The following is an 11,854-nucleotide window of genomic DNA, read 5'->3' as shown; positions in this document are numbered from 1 at the left end:
CCATCGTAAAACCCAAAAAAGAAACCCTGCCTCCGCCATCAGATATTCCAAAACTGAATTTTCCTAAAATCGTTACTCCCAATATATTCAAGGAAACAAACATTTTTGGCATAAAGCCAAAACCCAATAATTCCTTTTCGTTGGGCAGCACCACAAGTAAATTTTCAATGAAGCCCAATAATAATTTCAAACACAAGTTGGGCGATGTTTACCAGGCTAAAATGAGCAAGGATTTGGATAAAACATTAGTTCGGGAAGAATTAAAAGAGGATAAAAGTGTTTTGGACAGAGTGGATCGCTATTTAGGCGAATATCGAACCAAATCTGAATTTTTTACTGTTAAATATAGAGATTATATCCAAATAGATGGCGATTTAATCAATGTGTATTTGAACGGTAAAGTATTGCGTTCAGGTTTGTATTTGAATTATGAATTTGGAGAATTCAGGATTCCTTTAGCTCTTGGATTAAATCAAATTGAATTGGTGGTGGCCAGTACAGGAACTTCTGGCGGAAATACCGCCGAATTACACGTTTTAGACGACGTCAATAGAGACATCACCACAGAGTATTGGAACAACTTGGCTCTGGGAGTTAAAATTAAAATGATTGTTATTCGAGAGTAATTTATAATTTTCCAAATTTCAATTTTTCAATTCCGATAATATAAAGTATTTTTGCCAAATGCAACACAACGTACTTATTTTAGATTTCGGATCGCAATACACACAACTTATTGCCCGTAGAGTTCGCGAATTAAATATATTCTGCGAAATTTTTCCATACAATCATTTTCCAAGTGATTTATCAAGTTACAAAGCGGTAATTTTGGGTGGAAGCCCTTTTTCTGTCAGGGGAGAAGATGCTCCACATCCCGATTTGTCCCAAATTAGGGGAAAACTACCCTTGCTTGCCGTTTGTTACGGAGCACAATATTTAGCCCATTTTAGTGGTGGCGAAGTCGCGGCATCCAACACCAGGGAATACGGTAGGGCCAATTTGTCCTATATTAAGGAGAACGAAGTTTTCTTTGATGGTGTTTCCCAAAACAGCCAGGTCTGGATGAGTCACAGTGACAGTATCAAGGCTTTGCCAACCGGAGGAACAAAGCTGGCAAGCACGCACGACGTGGAGTTTGCAGCATACAAAATAGAAGGCGAGACAACTTATGCCATTCAATACCATCCCGAAGTTTTTCACTCCACGGATGGATCCAAAATGCTGGAGAATTTCTTGGTGAAAATCGCTGAAGTGCCACAAAATTTCACGCCAAACGCTTTTGTCGAAGAAATCGTGGCCGAAATGAAAGAAAAAATAGGAAACGACAAAGTGGTTTTAGGACTCTCGGGAGGTGTCGATTCTACAGTGGCAGCGGTATTGTTGAATAAAGCCATTGGCAAAAACCTTTATTGCATTTTCGTAAATAATGGTTTGCTGCGAAAAAACGAATTCCAAAATGTCTTGGACCAATACAAAGGAATGGGATTGAACGTGAAAGGAGTGGATTCCGGAGAGCGTTTTCTCTCTGAATTGGCCGGAGTCAGCGATCCTGAAACCAAACGTAAAATTATTGGACGGGTTTTTATCGAAGTTTTCGACGATGAATCACACCTCATTGAAGACGTAAAATGGTTGGCACAAGGAACGATTTATCCTGATGTCATCGAATCCGTTTCGGTAAAAGGACCTTCGGCAACCATCAAATCACACCATAATGTGGGCGGATTGCCAGATTACATGAAATTAAAAATTGTGGAACCTTTGCGAATGCTTTTCAAAGACGAAGTGCGCAGAGTGGGAGCAACCCTGGGAATAGATCCTGAATTATTGGGAAGACACCCTTTTCCGGGACCAGGATTGTCCATCCGAATTCTAGGAGACATCACGCCCGAAAAAGTGCAAATCTTGCAAGACGTGGATAAAGTTTTTATCGACGGTTTAAAATCTTGGGGATTGTACGATAAAGTTTGGCAAGCCGGAGCGATTTTGCTTCCCGTAAACAGTGTGGGCGTAATGGGCGATGAGCGTACTTACGAAAAAGTGGTGGCGCTTCGTGCCGTGGAATCTACCGATGGAATGACCGCTGACTGGGTTCATCTGCCTTACGATTTCTTGATGAAAGTTTCCAATGACATCATCAATAAAGTGAAAGGGGTCAATAGAGTGGTTTATGACATCAGCTCAAAACCGCCTGCAACTATCGAATGGGAATAAAACAGGGTCATTGTTTTATTGATTTCTGACACGATTATTTAACGTAAATTATATAAAAACGGTATCAAATTTTGGAATAAAATTTGATACCGTTTTGGTATCTTTGAAAACTAATTTATACAATGACAATAAGGATGAAATATTTTATAACGCTTTGTTTGGCCATTTTTGTTTTTTCTTTCAATGGTTTTTCTCAAGAAAACAATCGCACCCACAAGGTTGAAAAAGGGGAAACAATAGCCCAAATTGCCCAAAAGTACAATGTCACTCCTTATGATATTTACAAATTGAATCCTGATGCGCAAAGTGGCTTGAAACCCAACGCCGTTTTGCTTATTCCAAAAAAAGGAAGTGTTTCTAAAGTAAATGCACCAACCCGAACACACAAAGTGGAACCCAAGGAAACTTTGTTTGGTATCGAAAAAAAATACGGCGTTTCGGATGAAGCCCTGAAGAAAGCCAATCCCGAATTGGAAAAATTAGGATTGCAAATAGGACAAACACTGGTTATTCCTTCAAATGCAAGTTCAAAAACGGTTGCCTCAATTCCTGAAAAATATGTGTTTCACGTGGTGCTTCCAAAGGAAACCAAGTATTCGATTGCCAAACAATATGGAATTACCATCGAAGAACTCGAAAAACGAAACCCGGAAATTATTCCTAATTTGACCATTGGATATCAATTGACTATCAAGGGAACGGCTCCAAAAACGGATAAAGTGGCAGTTGCGGAGCCTAAAAATGGAACCGTGAATACCATTGATCTAAAAGTTTCCCCAAAAAGTAGTTATGTGGATTATGTGGTAAAACCCAAAGAAACCTTGTACAGCTTGTCTAAAATGTCGGGTTTAAGTCAAGAGGAATTCCTTCAATTGAATCCGGCTTTGACCAATGGTGTCGAAGTGGGAATGGTGTTGAAAATGCCAGAATCAGCCTCAATTCCTCAGGAAACGGAAACTAAAAAAGTGTATACTTCCTTGTCAAAACAAAGCGGTACAAGTGACCGCAAAAAACTGGTGCTGCTCTTGCCTTTCAATCTTTCTAAAATTGAAGGCGACACCGTCAATTCTACGTCGATGCGATTGAAAAAAGACAAGTTTTTGAACATGACTTTGGATTTTTATTCCGGTGCCTTGATGGCCATAGATTCTGCTAAAGCGATTGGAATTAATGTCGACGTTACCATATTTGATTCCCAAGAAACCAAAAACGGTTCTAATGTTTCCAGCCTAAATAAGGAAAATAATTTAGAAACTGCCGATGCCATCATAGGTCCTTTTTATCAAAATAACGTAGAGAAAACTGCCGAACTATTGGAAAAAAACAATGTTCCCGTGATTTCGCCTTTGTCCAAAGATGTAGGGAATGCTTTTCCTAATTTGTATCAAACAATCCCGTCAAATGAAGCTTTAAAGACTGCCATGTTTGATTTTATGAGGTTAAAAGGCGGAAAAATCATCGCAGTTGTCGACAAAAAGAGAGAATTGGTGAGACAATACATCCGTGAAAACCAAAAAGACGTGCAATTTGCCCCGCTTCAAGAGAACGGAAGTTTGTCTGTTGAGGGATTGAAAAGTTTGTTCGTTAAAGACAAAATGAATTACGTGGTTTTGGAAACAGCCAACACAGTCATGATAAAATGGACCATGAGCACGATGATGGGCGCTTTGGCCAATTACAAAGTGCAGTTGGTGATTTTGGAACCCAATGAAACATTGGATACCGATGAAATTAATTTTGAAAACTTGACCAAATTGAAATTGATGTACCCTTCGGTAACCCGTGAAAACGAATCTCCTCAAGCCCTGATTTTCGAAAAAGAATACCGAAAGGACAACAAGATTTCGCCAAGCACTTATGCCACTCGTGGTTTTGACGTGACTTTTGACACGATGATGCGTTTGTCGCAAGGAAAAAGTTATCAGGAAACCGCTGATTCCTTTGCAACGGAACAAGTGGACAACAAGTTTGAATATTACAAAAAAGAGGGAGGAGGCTATGCCAATAAAGGGATTTATATCCTCTACTACGACACTGATTTAACGATAAAAGAAGCCAATTAGGGAAGTGGTCAGCATTCCATCCAATCAGTAGCTTAAAAAATGTAGAGAATAGAATAATGATTTCGTTCTCCTAAAAAAAATGGAACAAGACCCAAAACAACTCATCAAATTAGCCCATACCAAAATGCCTTTTGGCAAATATGAAGGCAAATATCTCATAGATTTGCCCGAATATTACGTGGTTTGGTATGCCAACAAAGGTTTTCCGAAAGGGGAATTAGGCCAACAACTGCAATTGATTTACGAATTAAAACTCAACGGACTCGAAGAGTTGATTCGCAATATTAGAAAAAGATATCCAAAACCCTGAATAAAGCCCAAAAACAAACCGCAAATTCGCAAATTTTTCATCCGTTTAAATGGAGTTAATTTGCGAATTTGCGGTTTTAAATTTTAATCTGTAAACTTATTTTGTTAAGATAATCACTATTTTATTGAAGTCGGCAGCGGCATTGATTACGGCTTTGTAGTCTTCAAATTGATCTAACGGATAGTTGATAATGTTGTAAAACTCGGTATTTTCGACCAGAATTTCGTCGCCTTTTTTGGTGTATTTGCTGGTAAAAGCGGCTTCGGTTTTACCGTTTATGTCCGTTTTGTAATCCATGACAAACTTGTCTAGATTTTTGATGGTGGCTCCTTTTGGCAACAAAATTTTGATGTTTCTGGTGTATAAATGGGGGAAATCAATTTCTACGGGCAATGCTCTTTTGTTTTCTTGGTAGAATTCCATTTGTTTGCCAATGGTTTCCCCCACAGAAAACAAGTAATTTTCTCCCGCTTTTTTGGTAAGTTCTTTCCCGTCAAAAGTGACATTCAGGACAAATGGTTTCTTGCCAATAAACTCGGTTCCGTCATTTTCAGTGGTCAATGTTTTGTATTCTGCTTCCGCGGTATAATTTTCGGCTATGCTTTTCAAGACGGTTTTGTATTGTTCCGCCGAAGCAAAATCCTTGATGGGTTGAAAATTTAAACCTGAATAACCGCCAAAGGTCAGGTTGCTCGTTACCAATGGATTTTCCATGTCCTGGGTAAAATCGACCGTGATATTCATGATGTCGTGCGTGATGTCTGTTCCGGGAATTGCGATAAAATCAATTTCTCCAATGCCCATTTTGACGCCGGCAAATGTTTTTTCCTTGATAAACAATCCATTATTATTTGCCACGGTAGCCGGGAATAAAGGAATGCGGTATTCTATTTCGGTTGGGGTCAAATATTTTTTGATGGTGGGGAAATAGAACAACAATTCGCTCAAGTTTTCAAAACTTTCAAATTCTTTGTCAAAAGGAATTTTATATCTGTTTGAGGTAAAAACCACATTGTTTTCAATTTTGAATTTTTTGAATACCGCCAAATAAATTTTTAAAATATCCGTCTGGTTGGCTTGTTTGGTGTTGATAATGTCAGACAAGGTTTCCTTGCTGTCAATGTATCTATCGTAAGCGATGGTTTTTTTTATTTTGTTTTCAATGTTCCAAACCTGCTCTTGCAAATCGTTCGTTTTTGGAATGGTCTTGCAAAAGTCTTCCAGTGCCTTGAGGTCTTTTTTATCCAATTCTGGATTGAGTCTGTCGAACACATTTGTTGAAAATGCTTTAAAGTTGTTAAGATTTCTACCTCCATTCATTAGATTTTCATCTAGTTTATAGCGAAACAATTTTAATTGTAAATTCCAGTTCGAATAGTTTTCATCGTTGTCCAAGGCTGGAATATTCTTTTCAGTGATGCTTAAAACGGTGGTGTTTTCTATTTTTTTATCATCGATTACGGCTTCACTCAATCCGTTGTAGGATTTGGTTTTGAAAACGAGGTAATTAGGCGAAATCAATTCAAAATTTAAGTTGGCAATGGGGTATTCATCCTGCATTTTGATGGTTTGTCCAGTAAATTCAGGGCTTTCTTCCAGGACATAAATTTTTTCGATTACGGCTCCTTTCTCCAAACCGTTTACGGCAAAATAGTTGTATTTCATTCCTTTTTCTTGGTCCACATCTTCTTTGATGTCTTTTTTGTCTAAATGAATGACGGTGCCATTCTTAAGAATAACTCGGGCTTTGTTGACTAAAACACTTTCGTTTAGACTGAACGGAATGTAAATTTTATTGTTGCGTTCGATGGCATCATCTGAATTGATATAGATTTTTTCGTGCAATAAATGGTATTGCTTTGCCGATTTGCCCATAACCACAAATTCTATTTTTGTGTTGCGCTCCAGAATTACTTCTTTCTCGTTTTTGTATTGGACCGGGATGGCGATTGTGGTTTCTTTCTCGTTCCAATCGTAATTTTTAAAGGAGTATTCCTGAGCAAAAAACAGCGAAGAATTCAATAGGATAACTAGCGTGAAAATATTTTTTAAGTGATTTGTTTTCATTATTTTTCTAATAAAATTAGGGTGTCGGCGTAATTGCTTTTTAAATCTTTTATAGTCTTGTTCCAAAGTTCGAAGTCAGGTTGGTCCAACAACAACTTTTTTTGTTTGAGACGTAAATTTAAGGTTATTTTATTGTTTTTTACCTCATAAACGATGTCTACTTTTATATAATCATTGTCGAGACTAAAGTTTTTCGGAAGGTATTTCACCGTGCAATTTTGTGGAATGTCCAGTTCGTATTGCGTGTTGATGTAATTCAAATGTTCGAACTCAAATTTTGCAGATCGGTCTTTTTCGATAATGACTTTTTCCAGCGGTTTGTCCAAAAACAAATTGACATACATCTCCTTGTCCACTTTCACGATGTAATTTCCCAAATCGAAATTGTAGCCTATTTGATAGGGTTTGTCGCGATCCTTGATGTTTTCTTCAGTATAATCTTTCAAGTTGAACTTGTTGTTGCCTTTGAGCACCAAGCTTTTTATCATTTCGAACCGGGTTTTGTTTGTGGCATCGCCGATACGCAATAAAATGCGGCTTCGGTTGTAGCCATTGAATTCAATTTTCCCGGAGCCAACGAGTTTGTCTTTTTCAATTTTCAATTTCACTTGTTCCAATATCTCGTTTTTTTCGGCTGGAACAATGGGAACCGGAATAATTTTATACGTATTTCCTTCGCCATATAAGGCTTCTTTTCCTTGAATGAAAGCGGTTGGGATTCCATAAAGTGTTTCCTTGTCGGTCGCATCCAGAAAAAGATATTCCTCCCCTTTTTTATATACGGCAATCATGTGGTTGTCGACGGCAGGAGTGGGCAATTCGTTGTAAGAATAAGGGATTTCGCGGGTTCCTATCCAGGAAATAAATACATTTTTGACATTGGCATACTTGGCCATTGCCGTGATGATGCTGGCCATGTCTTTGCAATCGCCAAATTTTCTTTCACAAATTAAACGGGCTTCCCTGGGAATGAAACCTTCGTATCCGTTTTCGAAAGCAATGTATTTGATATTGTCTTTTACCCAATAAAAAATGGCTTTGACCTTGTCGTCATCGTTGGTTAGATTCTCGGTGATTTGGAGTGAAATGGCTTTTAAAGTGGGATCTTCAGTCTGGTTCAAGTTTTTGGTAAAGCCTTTGTAATAAGCAAACAGTTTGTCGATGTCGCCCAAAACATCCACTTTTTGATTGTTGATGGTATAATCCTTGATGTAAACATTAATGTGTGGCACGATGTATAAAAAACCAGGCGAATTTCCTTCAAATTTTATGGGGTTTACATCTTTTAACGTCCATTTGTAAATCCATTTTCCCTTTTTTTCCGTTCTCGAAAATTGAATGGAATTAGAAGGGTCGTTAAATATTTTGTACCCAATGTTGATGTTTTTCTCCGTCTTGATTTCCAAGGTGGAATTCTTTATGGGCAAATGACTTCCAAATAGAAATTTATGCAGCAAAAAAGGATCGACAAACTCGGTTTGGTAATGATACACTTTTTTGGATCCGGCTTCCAAGTTTGGAAAAATAAGTTGGCGCTCTTTTACGTCATCATAAAAAGCGGAGCTTTGGCCAGATTGAATTTCATTTGTTTGGGTCACCTTGATTTTTCTTTCTTTGCCATTATCATAAATGACGGAATAGGCGTCATAACTTTGCAGTTTGACCAATTCGGAATAGCTGAACGATTCCTTGTTGTTTTGAATGCCGTTTTCCGTAAGAATTACGGACTCGTAATGGTTGTCCTGAACGACTTTCAACTTGTTGTTTTCAATAGAAAAATCATAGGTTTGACTGTCGTTTAAAACGAGTTCGTTAAAATCAGGATATTGTTTTTTGTAATCTTCTAAAGTATTTTGGGCATTGCTTGTTAAACTAAAAATTCCCAAAAAAGCCAAGATATATAAGTGTTTATTTGATAATTTCGACCAATTCATCCGAATCATATTTTTTTGTAGTTGTTAATTTTCCTTCATTGTAAATCCGCACATTGCCGTGTAATTCGTCATTTTTATATTCAGCCGTCAGCCAAGGTTTTCCATCTTCCTTGAAATATTCTTGAAGACCTTCAAAATTACCGTTTATAAATTGTTCTTTTTTGTAAACGTTGCCATTGGCATAATATTCCACGCGCTCTCCATTTAATATATTGTTGACGTTGTTGGATTCATATTCTGGTTTTCCCAATTCATTGTTGATGGTCAATTTTCCTTCGACATTTCCTTTCACGTATTTTATGGAGATGGCAATTTTTCCGTTGGGATAGCACGAAGAAATAGTGGCAGTTTCGCCAATGATGTCCACTTTTTCGTTAAGCTCACCAGTTTTGTTTTTCTTGATGTAATATTTGATGCTGTTGTCTTGGTAACCAATAATCAAGACAGGCTCTCCTTTTTGGTTAAAATAGGTAAAATCCCCTTCGAAGGAACCGTTTAGTTGTTGGCATTCCTGCATCTTCATTTTATTGTGGTAGAATCGGGTTAGTTTTCCGTTTTCATCGCCAAAAGTTCTTTCGTTGGTATATCTCAAATTCCCAACCATGTCATATAATTTGTCCAGACCGTTCATTTGCCCTGCATAAAAAGTGCTTTCTCTATAAATTGTTCCCAGCGGACTATAATCTTTATAAGCGTTGTGTCTCGCTCCATTGATAAATTCTGTTTCCGTTATGGGGTTGTTGTATTTGTCTTTTTCCAATAATTTTCCGTTCAATGTGCCGTTTACCAATTCATTGGTTAGGATTGTAGTTCCATTGTCATGACTCGTCGTGAATTTCCCCGTTTTGTTTTTGCAATCAAAGCTGTTTTCTTTTTCTCCTTTATTATTGTAGGTTTCCATCGAAGTCAAGGTGTCTTCAATATATTTTTCTTTCCTGGAAAGGGTGCCGTTTTGCCAATAATTTAATTTTTCAAAATTCGTGCCACCATTCACGAGAAAGCCTTCTGATTTCAGGGAACCGTCCGCATAAAATGTCTTGTAAGGCCCATTTTGTCTTCCTTTGTCATACGAGTAATTTCTGTCCAATCTTCCATTTTCATAAACTTCGTAAAGTCCATTTATGGTATCATTCGAATAGTTTTTTATGCCATTTATCAATCCATTGTTCGTATAATCATGACTTAATCCGTTTTGTTTTCCTTGCGAATAAAATTCTTGCAGCCTTTTTGTTCCCGAAGGAAAGTGATGCTTCCATTCTCCGGTTTTCTTTCCTTTTTCGAAATTTCCGGCAGCCAATTCGTTTCCGTCAAAATCTTTCATTACAAAAGGTTTGCTAGACAAGCTCATTTCAACCGGTTTCGGACTGTTTTTAGTATATTGTACAGCTGATTTGAGTTCGCCCGATTTGTATTTTTCTTCAAAATATTTGTTGCCGTTACTGTCAAAATAAGTGTAGGTTTCAATTTCTTCATTGTCATTAAAGAGGGACTCGGTAGCCATTTTTCCAGTTGGGAAATAAGTAATTGATTTTTTTATTTTTCCGGCTTCATAGGTGTTTTCTTTTTCCAATGTGCCATTGCTATAGTACATTTTATAAGAATCTTTAATGGTTCCATTGGCGTAAACGGCTTCAGATTTTATTGATTTACCATCATGATATTCGATGTATTTGCCGTCTATCGAGTTATCTACGCAAGTGTAGGTTTCTGTTATGTCGCCAACTTCATTATAGCTGGCATAAAGTCCATTCAACTTTCCGTTGCTATAATTGGCTTCGGATTTTATGCTGCCGTTGGGATACAAACACACCATTTTTCCATCGCGTTCTCCTTTGACAAAGTTGACTTCACATTGTTTTCCTCCATTGACGTAATACGAAGTTCCCAGACCGTCCAAAAGTCCATCCGAATAATTTTCGACCACGCTTTTCAGCCCATTCAAATAATAGGCGGTTCGGGTTCCGTGCAGTTTTCCGTTTTTAAAGGATTTCTCTTCAATCAAAGTTCCTTTTTCGTCAAAATATTTTTGATCACCATCCAGCTCGCTGTTTTTGAAATTCAATTCACCGGCAAGATTTCCGTCTTCATTCAGGTATTTGTATTTGCCCTCGCTTTTGCCGTTAATTTGTTGTCCAATTAAGTAGGGAATTTTGTTTTTTAAGGTAACAATGACTTCTTGTTGTGAACCAAAATGATCCATTTTCCTTTTTCCGAACGAATTCCAAAACTCGTCAAGGATATAATTATCGTTAAAATCGATTATTAATTTCTTTTTGGAAGTCAGCTTTTTGCCAATTTTCTCTTCCATTGATTGCAGAATGTAATAGGTGTAGGCTTCAAATCGTTGTTTTTCGATCATGTCTTTGATCCAAGGAATGTAGGTGGTTTCAAAAAAACCGTTACCCATTTTGTGTTCCAATGTATATTCGGCCACGGCCTGGATTTGGCGAATAATCACGTCGTCAATTTCTGATTTTATTTTGTATGCCGATTTCAACGGTAATTGGTTTCTAAGAATGACTTCAATTTCTTCAAAATTATCCCCAGATTTAGAGAAAATTATCTTGTTTTTTCCCAGATAATTTTCTCCAAATTTCGCATTCAGGTTCAGAATGGCTTTTTCGGCATGTCGTCCGTTTGGGGCAATGGCCAAATAGCTCATCATGGCCATGGTTGCTTCCACAATTTTGCCATTGTCTAAGGCGATGGCTCCCAGCAAATAGTAGGAAGAGCCGTGGTTGGGATCGTTGGTAATTATGCGCTCCAACAAATCGACCGCCTTTTGGGATTCTTCTTTTCTGACATACAAAATGGCAAAATTGTACAAAAAATTGGAAGAGTTGGGCAAGTATTTTTCCCCTTCCTTGAATATTTTTTCGGATTGTTCATACTCTTTTTGGTCACTCAAAAAACTGCCGTAAAGGGTGTAGAGGGTTGGGAATTCCGGCATTAAATTTTTTGTATGTAAATCTTCAAAAAAAGCCTTCAATTCGTCTTTTTTTTCCAGAGCAGAAAGCGCCATCGCCTTTTCATATTGGGCTTCCAAATATTTAGGATCGACCTTGCTGATTTTTTCAAACTCTTTTATGGCATCGGCATATTTTTTTTCTTCATAAAGCGAGACTCCCTTTTTCAGGATTAAGTCGTTGTTGTATACAAAAGAATAATCGGTTTGGGAATAGGAACTGGAAAAATAGCCAACAAAAAGCACAAAAAGTAGTTTCTTCATTTTGAATTTAATTTTATCAAATATAGATTTTTTGTCG

7 protein-coding genes are annotated in these 11,854 nt (G+C 37.5%); 4 read left to right on the top strand and 3 right to left on the bottom strand.

Going from position 1 to position 11,854, the window contains the following annotated elements:
* The 4 genes from C0430_RS06545 to C0430_RS06530 form a co-directional block, all read left to right on the top strand.
* Positions 1–626: hypothetical protein (locus tag C0430_RS06545; protein WP_290866940.1), on the top strand; the 626-nt coding region annotated here is incomplete at its 5' end.
* Positions 627–684: 58 nt separating this feature from the next.
* The gene (gene guaA / locus C0430_RS06540) at positions 685–2,214 is read left to right on the top strand and encodes a glutamine-hydrolyzing GMP synthase (protein ID WP_290866937.1); all 1,530 of its coding nucleotides are present in this window, start codon (positions 685–687) and stop codon (positions 2,212–2,214) included.
* 134 nt (positions 2,215–2,348) lie between these two features.
* A complete protein-coding gene (locus C0430_RS06535) occupies positions 2,349–4,277 on the top strand; it encodes a LysM peptidoglycan-binding domain-containing protein (RefSeq protein ID WP_290866934.1) in 1,929 nt (642 codons plus the stop codon).
* Positions 4,278–4,356: 79 nt separating this feature from the next.
* Positions 4,357–4,587, top strand: coding sequence for a DUF3820 family protein (locus C0430_RS06530; protein WP_290866931.1), 231 nt, complete (start codon positions 4,357–4,359; stop codon positions 4,585–4,587).
* A 96-nt stretch (positions 4,588–4,683) separates the two neighbouring features.
* Here C0430_RS06530 and C0430_RS06525 read toward each other — a convergent pair whose 3' ends face one another.
* The 3 genes from C0430_RS06525 to C0430_RS06515 are packed head-to-tail and all read right to left on the bottom strand — an operon-like array spanning position 4,684 to position 11,817.
* A complete protein-coding gene (locus tag C0430_RS06525; RefSeq protein ID WP_290866928.1) occupies positions 4,684–6,654 on the bottom strand; it encodes a DUF3857 domain-containing protein in 1,971 nt (656 codons plus the stop codon).
* Positions 6,654–8,588 carry a DUF3857 and transglutaminase domain-containing protein gene (locus C0430_RS06520; RefSeq protein WP_290866925.1) on the bottom strand — a complete coding sequence of 645 codons (1,935 nt, stop codon included), beginning with the start codon at positions 8,586–8,588 and terminating at the stop codon, positions 6,654–6,656. Before C0430_RS06520 ends, C0430_RS06525 begins: the two co-directional genes overlap by 1 nt.
* Positions 8,563–11,817, bottom strand: coding sequence for a tetratricopeptide repeat protein (locus C0430_RS06515; protein WP_290866922.1), 3,255 nt, complete (start codon positions 11,815–11,817; stop codon positions 8,563–8,565). The genes C0430_RS06520 and C0430_RS06515 overlap by 26 nt, the downstream gene beginning before the upstream one ends.
* Between the last annotated feature and the right edge of the window lie 37 nt (positions 11,818–11,854).

It is taken from the genome of Flavobacterium sp. (assembly GCF_013823965.1).
Taxonomy (GTDB): domain Bacteria; phylum Bacteroidota; class Bacteroidia; order Flavobacteriales; family Flavobacteriaceae; genus Flavobacterium.
Note: the sequence above shows the minus strand (reverse complement) of the source record. Positions and strands in the feature narration are given on the sequence as shown.